This window comes from Streptomyces echinatus, from assembly GCF_014203595.1.
GTDB lineage: Bacteria > Actinomycetota > Actinomycetes > Streptomycetales > Streptomycetaceae > Streptomyces > Streptomyces echinatus.
Window position 1 is genome coordinate 357,018 of sequence record NZ_JACHJK010000008.1, and the last position, 15,513, is coordinate 372,530.

The window sequence follows — 15,513 nt, forward strand, 5'->3', positions numbered from 1 at the left end:
ACGGGACAGGCGGGCCAAGCGGACATCGAAGGACGTAACGGTCGCGCGTCCGCCGTAGCCCGGGCCTACATTGGGGATACGTCACCGTCGACCGCCCGGAGCCCGTCATGTCGGTCACCACCGCTCACGAGACCGATGTCCTGCGGCGGCAGGACCCGGCGATGGCCGAGATCCTGCTCGGGGAGCTGACGCGGCAGTCCACGACGCTCCAGCTGATCGCCGCCGAGAACTTCTGCTCGCCGGCCGTGCTCGCCGCGCTGGGCTCGGCGCTCGCCAACAAGTACGCCGAGGGCTACCCGGGCGCCCGGCACCACGGCGGCTGCGAGATCGTCGACGTCGCGGAACGCGCCGCCGTCGACCGGGCCAGGGCCCTCTTCGGCGCCGAGCACGCCAACGTCCAGCCGCACTCCGGCTCCTCGGCCGTCCTGGCCGCCTACGCGGCCCTGCTGCGTCCCGGCGACACCGTCCTCGCCCTCGGCCTGCCCTACGGCGGCCATCTCACGCACGGTTCACCGGCGAACTTCTCCGGCCGCTGGTTCGACTTCGTCGGCTACGGCGTCGACGCGGAGACCGGGCTGATCGACCACGACCAGGTGCGCCACCTGGCCCGGAACCACCGGCCCAAGGCCATCGTCTGCGGCTCCATCGCCTACCCCCGCCACATCGACTACGCCCTGTTCCGCGAGATCGCGGACGAGGTCGGGGCGTATCTGATCGCGGACGCGGCCCATCCGATCGGGCTGGTCGCCGGGGGAGCGGCGCCCAACCCGGTGCCGTACGCGGACATCGTGTGCGCGACCACCCATAAGGTGCTGCGCGGTCCGCGCGGCGGGATGGTCCTGTGCGGCGCCGAGCTGGCCGAGCGCGTCGACCGGGCCGTCTTCCCCTTCACCCAGGGCGGCGCCCAGATGCACACCATCGCCGCCAAGGCCGTCGCGTTCGGCGAGGCGGCGACGCCGGCCTTCACCGTGTACGCCCATCAGGTGGTCGCCAACGCGCGGGTGCTGGCCGGTCACCTGGCCGCGGAGGGGCTGGTCGTCACCACCGGCGGCACGGACACCCACCTGATCACCGCTGACCCGGCGCCGCTCGGCGTGGACGGCCGCACCGCGCGCGGCCGGCTGCTGGCGGCCGGCCTGGTGCTGGACTGCTGTGTGCTGCCGCACGGCGACGGCCGCGGGCTGCGCCTGGGCACGGCCGCGGTGACCACCCAAGGCATGGGCGAGCCGGAGATGGTGCGGATCGCGGCGCTGCTGGCGGCCGTGGTGCGGGGCGCGACGGAGCCGGCCGCGGCGCGGGAGGAGGTGCGCGCACTCACCGGCCAGTTTCCGCCGTATCCCGGTTGAGCAGGGGTAGGCGGAGTTCCGTACACCCTGATGTGTCCCGTTGTGGACCTTCACGGACCGCCGCGGAGCGGGGCACACAGCCTTGCGTGCAACCATCGTCGCTACCCGGCAGTCCTCATCCATATGCATCCGTCGCTAGGGTGTGTGGCTGTGATGGCCAGCGAGACCTGTGGGGAAGCCCGTGCGTGAATACCTGCTGACGCTCTGCATCACGGCCGCGGTGACGTATCTGCTGACAGGGCCGGTACGGAAGTTCGCGATCGTGGCCGGGGCGATGCCGGAGATCCGGGCCCGGGACGTGCACCGGGAGCCCACTCCGCGCCTCGGCGGTATCGCGATGTTCTTCGGGCTGTGCGCGGGCCTGCTGGTCGCGGACCACCTGGCCAACCTCAACGAGGTCTTCGCCAAGTCCAACGAGCCGCGGGCGCTGCTCTCGGGCGCGGCCCTGATCTGGCTGATCGGCGTCCTGGACGACAAGTTCGAGATCGACGCGCTGATCAAGCTGGGCGGTCAGATGATCGCCGCGGGCGTGATGGTCATGCAGGGTCTGACGATCCTGTGGCTGCCCGTCCCGGGCGTGGGCAACGTCGCCCTGACCCAGTGGCAGGGCACGCTGCTGACGGTGGCCCTGGTGGTCATCACGATCAACGCGGTGAACTTCGTGGACGGCCTGGACGGCCTCGCCGCCGGCATGGTGTGCATCGCGGCGGCCGCGTTCTTCCTGTACGCCTACCGCGTCTGGGTGTCGTACGGCATCGAGGCCGCCGCCCCCGCCACGCTGTTCGCGGCGATCCTGATGGGCATGTGCCTGGGCTTCCTGCCGCACAACATGCATCCCGCGCGGATCTTCATGGGCGACTCGGGCTCGATGCTGATCGGCCTGGTGCTGGCGGCCGGCGCGATCTCCATCACCGGCCAGGTGGACCCGGACGCGCTGAACCTTTACGCGGGTTCGGAGAAGGCGGCCGTGCACCAGACGGTGCCGGTCTACATCCCGCTGCTGCTCCCGCTGACGATCATCGCGGTGCCGACGGCGGACCTGGTCCTGGCGATCGTCCGGCGCACCTGGCGCGGCCAGTCCCCGTTCGCCGCGGACCGCGGGCACCTGCACCACCGGCTGCTGGAGATCGGCCACTCGCACAGCCGGGCCGTGCTGATCATGTACTTCTGGTCGGCCCTGATCGCCTTCGGGGCGCTCGCGTACTCGGTCAACTCGGCATCGATGTGGATCGTGCTGGGCATCGTCTTCCTCAGCGCGATCGGGCTGGTGCTGCTGCTGCTCCCGCGCTTCCGGCCGCGGGTGCCGGTGTGGGCGCAGCGGTTCGTGCCGCCGCGGTACCGGAGGCGGCGCCAAGCTCCCGAAACCGTCGCGGCGGAGGCCGCCGAGCCGGACGCCACGGACGCCACGGAGGCCGCGGAGACCGAGGAGCGGGCGCCGGTCACCGCCGGGGTCTCGGGCGTCAACGGGGCCACCGCGATCGGCGCTCGTTCGCGTTTCGTCGATCGTCGTTGAGACGGCCAAGGTAAGAATCTGACTAGAGCATTGCCAAGTCGTGGGGGAGCAAAGACCCCCAATACCAGACAATACGGCTCGGTTTTTGCACAGACGCGCGCTGTCACTCTCATGTGTGACAGCCAGCACACCAACCAGGTAAAGACCTCATCAAATAGTTTGTGATACGGTTCACGAGAACCCGGGGTAGAGCCGAGGACCTGAGTGCGACGGTCCGAAGGTGTGAGGTCTCGACCACTCGACCCGGGACTACGCTCGTCCATGACGACACCTGCCCCCTGTGAAAGCGGAGTTGCCGCCATGCCGTCCAATGACGCCCGGAACCTTCTGCAGATCGCTGTGCCCACAGCGGCTGCGGGTGCGATCGCCGTCGCCGTGAGCGCCGCGGTCGCGGGGGGCAAGGGTGCGCTCGGTGCGGCCGTCGGTACGGTGCTGGCCATCCTGTTCATGGGAATCGGCCTCTATGTGCTGCAGTGGACGGCAAAAACGCTCCCGCAGCTGTTCCAGGCGATGGGGCTCATGCTCTACGTCGCCCAGCTGCTGCTCCTCCTGATCTTCGTCGCTGTTTTCAAGGACACCTCCCTCTTCAACGCGAAGGCGTTCGCCGCGTCGCTCGTCGCCGCGACCGTGGTGTGGATGGCCGCGCAGGCTCGCGCGCACATGAAGGCCAAGATCTTCTACATCGACCCGGACCCCGCGAAGAGTGAGAAGCCCGAGAAGACAGGGCCGAAGCAGTGAGGGGTAGGGGCGGGATAAAGGCTTGTGAGATCTCCTGCTATCGTCCGGTGCCAACTGCGGCATCGCGGGCGCGGGCATCTGAGCTGACGCCTGCTCGATCGCGAGGCTCGATGCCCCCCAGCCGCCCCCACATCCGTAACACCAGTCCGGTGCCGATCCGCGGCCGCGTGCCGCGCCGACACAACGAGGTTGCCGTACCCATGCGTCACGCCGAAGGAGCCCGCGGTGAGTGCTGACCAGACCCAGCTCGCCTTTGACTGGAGTTGTCGGATCATGTCCGACAACGGGTGTGGCTTCCCGGCTCCGGGCCTGCACTCGTTCTTGTTCAAGCCGCTCGCCACGGTCGGCGGCTTCGAGTTCAACAAGGTGATGCTGCTCGCGCTCATCACCAGCCTCCTGGTCGTCACGTTCTTCTGGGCCGCCTTCGGCAAGGCCAAGGTGATCCCGGGCAAGCTGCAGATGGTCGGCGAGGCCGGCTACGACTTCGTGCGCCGCGGCATCGTGTACGAGACCCTCGGCAAGCGCGAGGGCGAGAAGTGGGTACCGCTCATGGTCTCCCTCTTCTTCTTCATCTGGATCATGAACATCTGGTCCGTGATCCCGCTGGCGCAGTTCCCGGTCGCCTCGGTCTTCGCGTTCCCGGTGGTCCTCGCCGCGCTCGTGTGGATCCTCTGGGTCGGCCTGACGTTCAAGCGCCACGGCTTCGTCGGCTTCTTCAAGAACGTGACGGGCTACGACAAGTCGCTCGGCGCCGTGCTGCCGCTCGTCATGGTCATCGAGTTCCTCTCGAACCTGTTCGTCCGCCCGTTCACGCACGCGGTGCGACTCTTCGCCAACATGTTCGCCGGTCACCTGATGCTCGTGATGTTCACCGTCGCGTCCTGGTACCTGATGAACAGCACCATGATCCCGGCGGCCGGCGTCTCGTTCGTGATGACCATCGTCATGATCCTCTTCGAGCTCTTCGTGCAGGCCGTCCAGGCGTACGTCTTCGTGCTCCTCGCCTGCTCCTACATTCAGGGTGCTCTGGCCGAGCACCACTGAGCCGAACCACCCGCCCCGTATCCCCCAGACGTCCGGTGGCCAACCCCCACCGGTCCATGAAAGAGAAGGAAGAACCGGCATGTCCGCTCTCCAGACCCTCGCTGCCGAGTCCGGTGTCCACGGCTCCCTCGGTTCCATCGGCTACGGCCTTGCGGCCATCGGCCCCGGCGTCGGCGTCGGCATCATCTTCGGTAACGGCACCCAGGCCCTCGCCCGCCAGCCCGAGGCTGCCGGCCTGATCCGCGCCAACCAGATTCTGGGCTTCGCCTTCTGTGAGGCGCTCGCCCTCATCGGCATCGTTATGCCGTTCGTGTTCGGTCGGTAATCAACCACCCACCGACACGTTTCGACGAAAGGCACTGATGTGATCGCCAACCTGGCACAGCTGGCGGCCGAGGAGACTGAGCAGAACCCGCTCATCCCCGCCGGTCCCGAGCTGCTCGTCGGCACCATCGCCTTCGCCATCGTGTTCTTCTTCTTCTGGAAGAAGCTGCTTCCGAACATCAACAAGGTTCTGGAGGAGCGTCGCGCGGCGATCGAAGGCGGCATCGAAGAGGCCGACGCCATGAAGGTCGAGGCCCAGAGCGTCCTTGAGCAGTACAAGGCTCAGCTCGCCGAGGCCCGGCACGAGGCCGCGCGCCTGCGCCAGGAGGCGCAGGAGCAGGGTGCCGCGCTCATCGCCGAGATGCGGGCCGAGGGCCAGCGGCAGCGCGAGGAGATCGTCGCCGCCGGTCACACCCAGATCGACGCCGACCGCAAGGCCGCCGCGTCCGCGCTGCGTCAGGACGTCGGCAAGCTCGCCACCGAACTGGCCGGCAAGCTCGTCGGCGAGTCCCTCGAGGACCACGCCCGCCAGAGCCGTGTGATCGACCGCTTCCTCGACGAGCTCGAGGAGAAGGCCGAGGCCACGCGATGAACGGAGCGAGCCGCGAGGCCCTGGCAGCCGCACGGGAGCGTCTCGACGCGCTGACGGACTCCACGTCCGTGGACGCCGCGCAGCTCGCCGACGAGCTGGCGGCCGTCACCGCGCTGCTCGACCGCGAGGCCGGCCTGCGCCGGGTCCTCACCGACCCGGCGCAGCCCGCAGAGGCCAAGGCGGAGCTGGTCCAGCGTCTGATCGGTGGCCAGGTCAACGGCGCCACCGCCGACCTGGTGTCCGGTATGGCGCGCTCCCGCTGGTCGCAGCCCCGCGACCTGGTGGACGCGCTGGAGGAACTGGCGGACATCGCCGACCTCACGGCCGCGGAGAAGACGGGCACCCTCGACGACGTCGAGGACGAGCTGTTCCGGTTCGGCCGGATCGTCTCCTCCAGCACCGAGCTGCGCGCCGCGCTCACCGACCGTGCCGCCGGCACCTCGGCCAAGTCCGAGCTGCTGAACCGGCTGCTGGGCGGGCGGGCCAAGCCGGCCACCGAGCGTCTGGTGACGCGCCTCGTGACCGCGCCGCGTGGACGTAGCCTGGAGTCGGGACTGGAGTCCCTGTCCAAGCTCGCCGCGGAGCGCCGGAACCGCATGGTCGCCGTCGTCACCTCGGCGGTGCCGTTGAGCGACGGGCAGAGGGAGCGCCTCGGTGCTGCTCTGGCCAAGCTCTACGGGCGTCGGATGCACCTGAACCTCGACGTCGACCCCGAGGTCGTCGGCGGCATCCGGGTGCAGGTCGGTGACGAGGTCATCAACGGCTCGATCGCGGACCGGCTGGACGAGGCCGCCCGCCGCATGGCGAGCTAGCAGCACCTCGATATTTCGAGAAAAGCAGTACGTACTTACGGCCCTGGTTGGGCCGTGCAGAGGATTCACCTCTTTTCAGGGGGAGTCCCCATCCCCCCAAAGTGAAACTTCGGGCCCAACAAGGAGAGCAGGGAACCCAGATGGCGGAGCTCACGATCCGGCCGGAGGAGATCCGGGACGCACTGGAGAACTTCGTCCAGTCGTACAAGCCGGACGCGGCCTCGCGCGAGGAGGTCGGTACGGTCACCCTTGCCGGCGACGGCATCGCGAAGGTCGAGGGCCTGCCCTCGGCCATGGCCAACGAACTGCTGAAGTTCGAGGACGGCACCCTCGGCCTCGCCCTCAACCTCGAGGAGCGCGAGATCGGTGCCATCGTCCTCGGTGAGTTCAGCGGCATCGAGGAGGGTCAGCCGGTCACGCGCACCGGTGAGGTCCTCTCCGTCGCGGTCGGCGAGGGCTACCTCGGCCGTGTCGTCGACCCGCTCGGCAACCCGATCGACGGCCTCGGCGAGATCGAGACGTCCGGCCGCCGTGCGCTGGAGCTGCAGGCCCCCACGGTCATGCAGCGCAAGTCGGTGCACGAGCCGATGGAGACGGGCTACAAGGCCGTCGACGCGATGACCCCGATCGGCCGTGGTCAGCGTCAGCTGATCATCGGTGACCGCCAGACCGGCAAGACCGCCCTGGCCGTCGACACGATCATCAACCAGCGCGACAACTGGCGCTCGGGCGACCCGAAGAAGCAGGTCCGCTGCATCTACGTCGCCATCGGCCAGAAGGGTTCCACCATCGCCGGCGTGCGCCGCGCGCTGGAGGAGAACGGCGCCCTGGAGTACACGACCATCGTCGCCGCCCCGGCGTCCGACCCGGCCGGCTTCAAGTACCTGGCGCCGTACACCGGTTCGGCCATCGGTCAGCAGTGGATGTACGAGGGCAAGCACGTCCTCATCATCTTCGACGACCTGTCGAAGCAGGCCGACGCCTACCGCGCCGTGTCCCTGCTGCTGCGCCGCCCGCCGGGCCGTGAGGCCTACCCGGGTGACGTCTTCTACCTGCACTCCCGTCTGCTGGAGCGCTGCGCCAAGCTCTCCGACGAGATGGGTGCCGGCTCGATGACCGGTCTGCCGATCGTCGAGACCAAGGCCAACGACGTGTCGGCGTTCATCCCGACCAACGTCATCTCCATCACCGACGGCCAGTGCTTCCTGGAGTCGGACCTGTTCAACGCCGGTCAGCGTCCCGCGCTGAACGTCGGTATCTCCGTCTCCCGAGTCGGTGGTTCCGCGCAGCACAAGGCGATGCGCCAGGTCTCCGGCCGCCTCCGTGTGGACCTCGCCCAGTTCCGTGAGCTGGAGGCGTTCGCCGCCTTCGGTTCCGACCTGGACGCGGCCTCGAAGGCGCAGCTGGAGCGCGGTTCGCGCATGGTCGAGCTGCTGAAGCAGGACCAGTACCAGCCGATGGCCACCGAGGACCAGGTCGTCTCCGTCTGGGCCGGCACCAACGGCCGTATGGACGACGTCCCGGTCGCCGACATCCGCCGCTTCGAGCGCGAGCTGCTGGACTACCTCCACCGCAAGGAGGCGGGCCTGCTCACCTCCATCCGCGAGGGCGCCAAGATGTCGAACGACACGATCCAGGCGATCGACGACGCGGTGGCGGAGTTCAAGAAGCAGTTCGAGACCTCGGACGGCAAGCTGCTCGGCGAGGACACTCCGGCCGCTGCCGCCAAGTGACGTAAGGAAGGGACCTGACTCATGGGAGCCCAGCTCCGGGTCTACAAGCGTCGCATCCGATCCGTCACCGCGACCAAGAAGATCACCAAGGCGATGGAGATGATCGCCGCCTCGCGCGTCGTCAAGGCGCAGCGCAAGGTGGCGGCCTCCACGCCGTACGCGACCGAGCTGACGCGTGCGGTCACGGCGGTCGGTACGGGTTCGAACACCAAGCACCCGCTCACCACGGAGGTGGAGAACCCGGTCCGTGCCGCGGTCCTGCTCCTCACCAGCGACCGCGGTCTGGCCGGCGCCTTCAACTCCAACGCCATCAAGGCGGCGGAGCAGCTGACCGAGCGCCTGGAGAGCGAGGGCAAGCAGGTCGACACGTACATCGTCGGCCGGCGCGGTGTCGCCCACTACAACTTCCGTGAGCGCAAAATCGCGGAGTCGTTCACGGGCTTCACCGACGAGCCGTCGTACGCGGACGCCAAGAAGGTCGCGGCGCCCCTGATCGAGGCCATCGAGAAGGACACGGCCGAGGGTGGTGTGGACGAGCTCCACATCGTCTTCACCGAGTTCGTCTCGATGATGACGCAGACGGCGCTCGACGCACGGCTGCTGCCGCTGCGCCTCGAAGAGGTCGCCGAGGAGGTGTCGCCGAAGGGCGAGATCCTCCCGCTGTACGACTTCGAGCCCTCGGCGGAGGACGTCCTCGACGCCCTGCTGCCGCGCTACGTGGAGAGCCGCATCTACAACGCGCTGCTCCAGTCGGCCGCTTCGAAGCACGCCGCCACGCGGCGCGCGATGAAGTCGGCCACCGACAACGCGGGTGAGCTGATCAACACGCTCTCCCGTCTTGCCAACGCGGCCCGCCAGGCCGAAATCACCCAGGAAATCAGCGAGATCGTCGGTGGCGCCAGCGCCCTGGCCGACGCGACCGCGGGGAGTGACCGATAATGACCACCACTGTTGAGACCGCGACGGCTACGGGCCGCGTCGCCCGGGTCATCGGCCCGGTCGTCGACGTGGAGTTCCCCGTCGACGCGATGCCGGAGATCTACAACGCCCTTCACGTCGAGGTGGCCGACCCGGCCAACGCCGGCGAGAAGAAGACGCTGACCCTGGAGGTCGCCCAGCACCTGGGTGACGGCCTGGTCCGCACCATCTCCATGCAGCCCACCGACGGTCTGGTCCGCCAGGCCGCGGTGACGGACACCGGCAATTCCATCACGGTGCCCGTCGGCGACTTCACCAAGGGCAAGGTGTTCAACACCCTCGGTGAGGTGCTGAACGTCGACGAGCAGTACACCGGTGAGCGCTGGGGCATCCACCGCAAGGCGCCGAACTTCGACGAGCTCGAGTCGAAGACCGAGATGTTCGAGACCGGCGTCAAGGTCATCGACCTGCTGACCCCGTACGTCAAGGGCGGCAAGATCGGTCTGTTCGGTGGTGCCGGTGTCGGCAAGACGGTGCTCATCCAGGAGATGATCTACCGCGTCGCCAACAACCACGACGGTGTCTCCGTGTTCGCCGGTGTCGGTGAGCGCACCCGTGAGGGCAACGACCTCATCGAGGAGATGTCGGACTCGGGCGTCATCGACAAGACCGCCCTGGTCTTCGGCCAGATGGACGAGCCCCCGGGCACCCGTCTGCGCGTCGCGCTGGCCGGCCTGACCATGGCCGAGTACTTCCGTGACGTCCAGAAGCAGGACGTGCTGTTCTTCATCGACAACATCTTCCGCTTCACGCAGGCCGGTTCCGAGGTCTCCACGCTGCTCGGCCGTATGCCGTCCGCCGTGGGTTACCAGCCGAACCTGGCCGACGAGATGGGTCTCCTCCAGGAGCGCATCACCTCGACCCGTGGTCACTCGATCACCTCGATGCAGGCGATCTACGTCCCCGCGGACGACCTGACCGACCCGGCCCCGGCCACCACCTTCGCCCACCTCGACGCGACGACGGTGCTCTCCCGTCCGATCTCCGAGAAGGGCATCTACCCGGCCGTGGACCCGCTGGACTCCACGTCCCGGATCCTGGACCCGCGCTACATCGCGGCGGATCACTACAACGCGGCCATGCGCGTGAAGACGATCCTGCAGAAGTACAAGGACCTCCAGGACATCATCGCGATCCTCGGTATCGACGAGCTGGGCGAGGAGGACAAGCTCGTCGTCCACCGTGCCCGTCGTGTGGAGCGCTTCCTGTCCCAGAACACCCACGTCGCCAAGCAGTTCACCGGCGTGGACGGCTCGGACGTGCCGCTCGACGAGTCGATCGCCGCGTTCAACGCGATCTGCGACGGCGAGTACGACCACTTCCCCGAGCAGGCGTTCTTCATGTGCGGTGGCATTGAGGACCTCAAGGCCAACGCCAAGGAGCTCGGCGTCTCCTGAACTCCCTGAGTTCGTCCGAGGGGGCGGGCGCGTCCCGCCCCCTCTCCCACGCCCTCTAGAATTGACCCCAACACCCGGCACCCCCTGCCGGGTGGTGACCCGAGGAGCCACTCTTGGCTGCTGAGCTGCACGTCGAGCTGGTCGCCGCCGACCGCCAGGTCTGGTCCGGTGAGGCCACCCTGGTCGTCGCGCGCACCACCTCCGGCGACATCGGCGTCATGCCCGGTCACCAGCCGCTGCTCGGTGTGCTGGAGTCGGGCCCGGTGACCATCCGTACGAGTGAAGGTGGAACGGTCGTCGCCGCGGTGCACGGCGGTTTCGTCTCGTTCGCGGACAACAAGCTGTCCCTGCTGGCCGAGATCGCCGAGCTTTCGGACGAGATCGATGTCCAGCGGACGGAGCGGGAGCTGGAGCGCGCGAAGGCGGAGGGCGATGCCGCCGCCGAGCGCCGCGCGGACGTCCGACTGCGCGCTGCGACGGCGCGCTGAACCAGCCGCGCGGTACGTTGACATCACTCAGCCGCGGCCGGCCCGGAGCAATCCGGTGCCGGTCGCGGCTGAGGCAGATGTGGGTGTTTTTTAGGTTTCATTACTCAGTGACGAGAGCAGCGCAGCTGCCGGGGAGACGAGGAGGTCGGTGCCGATGGTCCTCGCTCTGACTGTGTGCGGGATCGTGGTCGCGCTCGTGGTGGTGGGGCTCTTCCTGTTCGGACTGCGCCGCAGACTCATCCAGCGCTCCGGTGGGACCTTCGACTGTTCGCTGCGCTGGGACGTGGGCGAGAAGCCGGACGCGGGCGGCAAGGGCTGGAGCTACGGCGTCGCCCGTTACAACGGCGACCGCATCGAGTGGTACCGGGTCTTCTCCTACGCCGTCCGGCCCCGCCGCGTCCTGGAGCGCGCGCAGATCGAGGTGGCCGGCCGCCGGCTGCCCGAGGGCGAGGAGGAGCTGGCGCTGCTGTCCGACGCGGTGGTGCTGGCCTGTACGCACCGGGGCACGCGCCTGGAACTGGCCATGAGCGAAGACGCGCTCACCGGTTTTCTCGCGTGGCTTGAGGCAGCCCCGCCCGGACAGCGAGTGAACGTGGCGTAGCCACGTTCACCCTCCCCCAGACGAAGTCCGAGGGAGGGTGACGGCTTGGTGCTGTTCGCTCTTACAGGTTGCTGCTGATGGCGTTCACCAGTTCGCCGTTGCTGGTGTCGCCGCTGAACTCCCAGAAGAACGCGCCGCCGAGGCCCTGGTTCTTGGCCCAGGCCATCTTCGAGGCGATGGTGGCGGGGGTGTCGTACGACCACCAGTTGCTGCCGCAGTGCGCGTACGCCGTGCCGGCGACGGTGCCGGTGGCCGGGCAGGACGACTTCAGGACCTTGTAGTCCTCGATGCCCTGCTCGTAGGTGCCGGCCGCCGGGCCCGTGGCGGTGCCGCCCGGGGCGTCCTGGGTGACGCCGGTCCAGCCGCGGCCGTAGAAGCCGATGCCGATGAGCAGCTTCTTGGCGGGGACGCCGATCGCCTTGAACTTGGCCATCGCGTCGGCGGTGGTGAAGCCCGCCTTGGGGATGCCGGTGTACGAGGTGAGCGGGGAGTGCGGGGCGGTCGGGCCCTTGGCGTCCCAGGCACCGAAGAAGTCGTACGTCATCACGTTGTACCAGTCGACGTACTGGGCGGCCCCCGCGTAGTCGGCGGCCTCGATCTTGCCGCCGGCGGAGCCGTCGGCCGTGACGGCCGAGGTGACCAGGTTGCCGGAGCCGAACTTGGCGCGCAGGGCGGCCATCAGGTTCTTGTAGGCCGCGGCGCCGCTGGTGTCACAGGACAGGCCGCAGGCGTTCGGGTACTCCCAGTCGATGTCGATGCCGTCGAAGACGTCGGCCCAGCGCGGATCCTCGACCAGGTCGTAGCAGGACTGGGCGAAGGCGGCCGGGTTCTTCGCGGCATCGCCGAAGCCGCCGGACCAGGTCCAGCCGCCGAAGGACCACAGCACCTTGATGTTCGGGTACTTGGCCTTCAGCTGGCGCAGCTGGTTGAAGTTGCCGCGCAGCGGCTGGTCCCAGGTGTCGGCGGTGCCGCTGACCGACTGGTCCGCGGTGAACGCCTTGTCGTAGTCGGCGTAGGAGTCGCCGATCGCGCACTTGCCGCCGGTGACGTTGCCGAAGGCGTAGTTGATGTGCGTGATCTTGGCCGCGGAGCCGGACGTCACCAGGTTCTTGACGTTGTAGTTGCGGCCGTAGATGCCCCACTCGGTGAAGTAGCCGAGCTTGACCTTGTCGCCGGTGGGCGGGGGAGTGGTGCCGCCGCCGGTGGTGTGCACCTTGACCGCGCCGCTGACCGGTCCGGTCTGGTCGGCGGTGTCGCGGGCCTGCACGGTGTAGGAGTAGTCGGTGCCGGCGGTCAGACCGGTGTCCGTGTACGACGTGGTGGTGACCGTGGCGACCTTGGTGCCGTCGCGCAGGACGTCGTAGTTCTTGACGCCCTTGTCGTCGGTGGCCGCGCTCCAGCCGAGCTTCACCGAGGTGTCGGTGACGGAGGAGGCGGTCGGGGTGCCGGGCGCGGAGGGGGCCGCGTCACCGGGGACCGTCGTGCCGTCGCAGCTGTCGCCGTTCAGCTTGCAGTTGGACGGGGAGCCGGAGCCCGCGCCGTTGAAGCCGAAGGAGACGGAGGCACCCGGGGCGATGGTGCCGTTGTAGGACTTGTTCTTGGCGGTCCAGTGGGTGCCGGAGCCGGTGACGTCCGCGTCCCAGGCGGAGGTGACGGACGTGCCGGAGGGGAAGTCCCACTCGACGGTCCAGGAACTGATGCTGCTGGAGCCGGTGTTCTTGACGGTCCACTGGCCACCGAAACCGGTGCCCCAGTCGCTGGTCTTGGTGAAGGTGGCGGTGGCGTTCGCCGCGGCCTGGGCGGGGCTCGCGAGACCGACCAGGCCGGCCAGGGGGAGCAACAGGGTCGCGAACCCTGCCGCGGCTCTGTGTCTGAAGCGCATGCTGCGCCTCCCTCGTCATCGGGGGTGTCAGGGGCATGACTGAGCCTTCACGCCCCACGGTGCTGCGAGGGTAGAAAGGTCTGGACCACAGGTCAATAGGTCTGGACCACTTCGGGTGGTGGCTCGCTAGAGCCCCAACTCCCTGGCCAGCACGGCCGCTTGCACCCGGCTGCGCAGCTCCAGCTTGGCCAGCAACCGGCTGACGTGCGTCTTCACCGTGCCCTCCGCCATGTCCAGGCGGGCCCCGATCTCCGCGTTCGACAGCCCCTCGCCGATACGGCCCAGCACCTCCCGCTCCCGCCGGGTGAGGCTCTCCAGCACCGCCGGATCGGCCCCCGCCTCCCGGGCCGGTGCCGCCGCGAACGCGGCGATCAGCCGCCGGGTCACGGCCGGCGCGACGATCCCCTCCCCGCCCGCCACCGTCCGCACCGCGTCCAGCAGATCCCTCGCCTCGGTGTTCTTCAGCAGGAACCCGGCCGCGCCCGCCCGCAGCGCCCCGAACACGTACTCGTCGAGGTCGAAGGTGGTCAGCACGAGGACGTCGGCGAGCCGCTCGGCGACGATCCGCCGGGTCGCGGCCACACCGTCCAGGCGGGGCATCTGCACATCCATCAGGATCAGGTCGGGCCGCAGGGTCCGGGCCAGCTCGACCGCCCGCTCACCGTCCTCCGCCTCGCCGACCACCTCGATGTCCGGCGCGCTGCGCAGGATCAGGACGAGTCCGGCGCGGACGGCGGACTGGTCCTCGGCGACCAGGACACGGATCATGCGGGGTCTCCTTCGGTGAGCGGAAGCGTGGCGCGGACGGTCCACCGGGCGCCCCGGGGACCGGCCTCGAACGCGCCGCCGAGCAGAGCGGTCCGCTCCCGCATCCCGGTCAGACCGTGGCCGGCGCCGGGAGCGCGGGGGGTGTCGCCGGGCCGGTAGGGGCTGGACACCCGGATGTCCAGCGTCCCGTCCGTCTGCCGGAGCGTGACCCGGACGCACCCCGTGGAGGCGTGCTTCAGCGCGTTGGTCAGCGCCTCCTGCACGATCCGGTAGGCCGCGAGTTCGACGGGCGCCGGGACCTTGCCGTGCCCGGCGTCGAGCGTGACCTCCAGGCCGTTGGCGCGGGCGCTGTCGACCAGGGCGCCGAGACCGTCCAGCGTGGGGGACGCGGCCGGTTCCCGGTCCCCGGAACTGTCCCGCAGGATGCCGATCAGCCGGCGCATCTCGGCCAGCCCCGCCACGCTGTTCTCCCGGATCACGGACAGGGCCTCCCGGGAGGTGCCCGGATCGTCGATGGACAGCGCGGCGGTGGAGTGGATGGCGATCGCCGACAGATGGTTGGCGACCAGGTCGTGCAACTCGCGTGCCACCCGCGCCCGTTCTCCGATGACCGCCTGGGCGCGGTCCATCTCGGCCAGCAGGGCGGTCTGTTCGGCGCGCAGCCGGGCCGCCTCGGCGGCGTCGCGGTGGTCGCGCACGAGTACCCCGGTGGCGGCCGGCCCGAACGCGACCACCCCGACACCCACGCCGATGAGCAGCCCCTGCGGATCCCGCCACAGCGCCGCGGGTACGACCCCGGCGACGACCGTCAGCATCCCCGTGACCCAGGGGATGCGGCGGGCGGCGGCCGGTGTGCCGTAGAGCACGGCCGCGTACATCAGGTCGGTGTACAGCACGATCGTGACGATGCTGCCGAGCGTCACCGTGTCCAGGACCAGCGCCACCGTGCCGGTCAGCAGACCGGTGCGGGGCATGATGCGGCGCAGCGGCTCACCGGCGGCCGTCATCGCCAGCGGTACGAGCGGGGCCCAGGGCGCGTGCCACAGCACGAGGTCGTCCCCGTCGACGCGGGGGTGGATGCCCAGCGCCCACAGCAGCACCCCGCCGGCCAGCCCGCCCACGGCGATGCGCCAGTCGTCGCGGTGCGGGCGGGGGAGTGCGAGGGGCATGCCCCCATCCAACACGGCCCCCGGCCGCTGTGCCTGCGCCCGGGGGAGGGTCCCCGACTGCGACTTTCGCTTACGGCGGTTTCGTCAGCGGCGACGATGATCCGCGCGCCGGCCCACGGGAGCCTGGA

15 protein-coding genes are annotated in these 15,513 nt (G+C 69.2%); 12 read left to right on the forward strand and 3 right to left on the reverse strand.

The features are described from left to right. The first annotated feature begins 107 nt into the window (after positions 1–107). From glyA to FHS34_RS23900, 12 genes are all read left to right on the forward strand, one after another. On the forward strand, positions 108–1,346 hold the full coding sequence (gene glyA / locus FHS34_RS23845; RefSeq protein ID WP_184968722.1) for a serine hydroxymethyltransferase: 1,239 nt from the start codon (positions 108–110) through the stop codon (positions 1,344–1,346). A 181-nt stretch (positions 1,347–1,527) separates the two neighbouring features. Then, entirely contained in the window at positions 1,528–2,859 is a 1,332-nt protein-coding gene (locus FHS34_RS23850; RefSeq protein WP_184968724.1) for an MraY family glycosyltransferase, read from the forward strand. 300 nt (positions 2,860–3,159) lie between these two features. Beyond that, entirely contained in the window at positions 3,160–3,597 is a 438-nt protein-coding gene (locus FHS34_RS23855) for a Cg1360 family ATP-synthase-associated protein (protein ID WP_184968726.1), read from the forward strand. A 273-nt stretch (positions 3,598–3,870) separates the two neighbouring features. Further along, positions 3,871–4,641, forward strand: a complete 771-nt coding sequence (atpB, locus tag FHS34_RS23860) for a F0F1 ATP synthase subunit A (protein ID WP_184968728.1) — start codon at positions 3,871–3,873, stop codon at positions 4,639–4,641. A 79-nt stretch (positions 4,642–4,720) separates the two neighbouring features. Beyond that, on the forward strand, positions 4,721–4,966 hold the full coding sequence (locus FHS34_RS23865; protein WP_184968730.1) for an ATP synthase subunit C-like protein: 246 nt from the start codon (positions 4,721–4,723) through the stop codon (positions 4,964–4,966). 39 nt (positions 4,967–5,005) lie between these two features. Continuing rightward, positions 5,006–5,557, forward strand: coding sequence for a F0F1 ATP synthase subunit B (locus FHS34_RS23870; RefSeq protein WP_184968732.1), 552 nt, complete (start codon positions 5,006–5,008; stop codon positions 5,555–5,557). After that, on the forward strand, positions 5,554–6,369 hold the full coding sequence (locus tag FHS34_RS23875) for a F0F1 ATP synthase subunit delta (RefSeq protein WP_184968734.1): 816 nt from the start codon (positions 5,554–5,556) through the stop codon (positions 6,367–6,369). Before FHS34_RS23870 ends, FHS34_RS23875 begins: the two co-directional genes overlap by 4 nt. Before the next feature lie 140 nt (positions 6,370–6,509). Beyond that, the gene (gene atpA, locus FHS34_RS23880; protein WP_184968736.1) at positions 6,510–8,102 is read left to right on the forward strand and encodes a F0F1 ATP synthase subunit alpha; all 1,593 of its coding nucleotides are present in this window, start codon (positions 6,510–6,512) and stop codon (positions 8,100–8,102) included. A 21-nt stretch (positions 8,103–8,123) separates the two neighbouring features. After that, entirely contained in the window at positions 8,124–9,041 is a 918-nt protein-coding gene (locus tag FHS34_RS23885) for a F0F1 ATP synthase subunit gamma (RefSeq protein WP_184968738.1), read from the forward strand. Beyond that, positions 9,041–10,477 carry a F0F1 ATP synthase subunit beta gene (gene atpD / locus FHS34_RS23890; protein ID WP_184968740.1) on the forward strand — a complete coding sequence of 479 codons (1,437 nt, stop codon included), beginning with the start codon at positions 9,041–9,043 and terminating at the stop codon, positions 10,475–10,477. The genes FHS34_RS23885 and atpD overlap by 1 nt, the downstream gene beginning before the upstream one ends. 113 nt (positions 10,478–10,590) lie before the next feature. Continuing rightward, a complete protein-coding gene (locus tag FHS34_RS23895; RefSeq protein ID WP_161291524.1) occupies positions 10,591–10,965 on the forward strand; it encodes a F0F1 ATP synthase subunit epsilon in 375 nt (124 codons plus the stop codon). A gap of 154 nt (positions 10,966–11,119) precedes the next feature. Further along, the gene (locus tag FHS34_RS23900) at positions 11,120–11,566 is read left to right on the forward strand and encodes a DUF2550 domain-containing protein (protein WP_184968743.1); all 447 of its coding nucleotides are present in this window, start codon (positions 11,120–11,122) and stop codon (positions 11,564–11,566) included. A gap of 61 nt (positions 11,567–11,627) precedes the next feature. Here the strand turns inward: FHS34_RS23900 and FHS34_RS23905 are convergent, their stop codons facing one another. The 3 genes from FHS34_RS23905 to FHS34_RS23915 all read right to left on the reverse strand — a co-directional run bounded on the left by FHS34_RS23905 (position 11,628) and on the right by FHS34_RS23915 (position 15,385). Continuing rightward, the gene (locus FHS34_RS23905) at positions 11,628–13,448 is read right to left on the reverse strand and encodes a glycoside hydrolase family 18 chitinase (protein WP_184968745.1); all 1,821 of its coding nucleotides are present in this window, start codon (positions 13,446–13,448) and stop codon (positions 11,628–11,630) included. A gap of 126 nt (positions 13,449–13,574) precedes the next feature. Beyond that, positions 13,575–14,216 carry a response regulator gene (locus tag FHS34_RS23910; protein ID WP_184968747.1) on the reverse strand — a complete coding sequence of 214 codons (642 nt, stop codon included), beginning with the start codon at positions 14,214–14,216 and terminating at the stop codon, positions 13,575–13,577. Further along, entirely contained in the window at positions 14,213–15,385 is a 1,173-nt protein-coding gene (locus FHS34_RS23915; protein WP_184968749.1) for a sensor histidine kinase, read from the reverse strand. The genes FHS34_RS23910 and FHS34_RS23915 overlap by 4 nt, the downstream gene beginning before the upstream one ends. Between the last annotated feature and the right edge of the window lie 128 nt (positions 15,386–15,513).

Bases quoted from the DNA above. Each gene is read 5' to 3' on its own strand.
- FHS34_RS23875 (WP_184968734.1), top strand. From the start codon at position 5,554: ATGAACGGAGCGAGCCGCGAGGCCCTGGCAGCCGCACGGGAGCGTCTC.
- FHS34_RS23885 (WP_184968738.1), top strand. From the start codon at position 8,124: ATGGGAGCCCAGCTCCGGGTCTACAAGCGTCGCATCCGATCCGTCACC.
- FHS34_RS23900 (WP_184968743.1), top strand. From the start codon at position 11,120: ATGGTCCTCGCTCTGACTGTGTGCGGGATCGTGGTCGCGCTCGTGGTG.
- FHS34_RS23910 (WP_184968747.1), bottom strand. From the start codon at position 14,216: ATGATCCGTGTCCTGGTCGCCGAGGACCAGTCCGCCGTCCGCGCCGGA.
- FHS34_RS23905 (WP_184968745.1), bottom strand. From the start codon at position 13,448: ATGCGCTTCAGACACAGAGCCGCGGCAGGGTTCGCGACCCTGTTGCTC.
- FHS34_RS23865 (WP_184968730.1), top strand. From the start codon at position 4,721: ATGTCCGCTCTCCAGACCCTCGCTGCCGAGTCCGGTGTCCACGGCTCC.
- glyA (WP_184968722.1), top strand. From the start codon at position 108: ATGTCGGTCACCACCGCTCACGAGACCGATGTCCTGCGGCGGCAGGAC.
- FHS34_RS23915 (WP_184968749.1), bottom strand. From the start codon at position 15,385: ATGCCCCTCGCACTCCCCCGCCCGCACCGCGACGACTGGCGCATCGCC.
- FHS34_RS23855 (WP_184968726.1), top strand. From the start codon at position 3,160: ATGCCGTCCAATGACGCCCGGAACCTTCTGCAGATCGCTGTGCCCACA.
- atpA (WP_184968736.1), top strand. From the start codon at position 6,510: ATGGCGGAGCTCACGATCCGGCCGGAGGAGATCCGGGACGCACTGGAG.
- atpB (WP_184968728.1), top strand. From the start codon at position 3,871: ATGTCCGACAACGGGTGTGGCTTCCCGGCTCCGGGCCTGCACTCGTTC.
- atpD (WP_184968740.1), top strand. From the start codon at position 9,041: ATGACCACCACTGTTGAGACCGCGACGGCTACGGGCCGCGTCGCCCGG.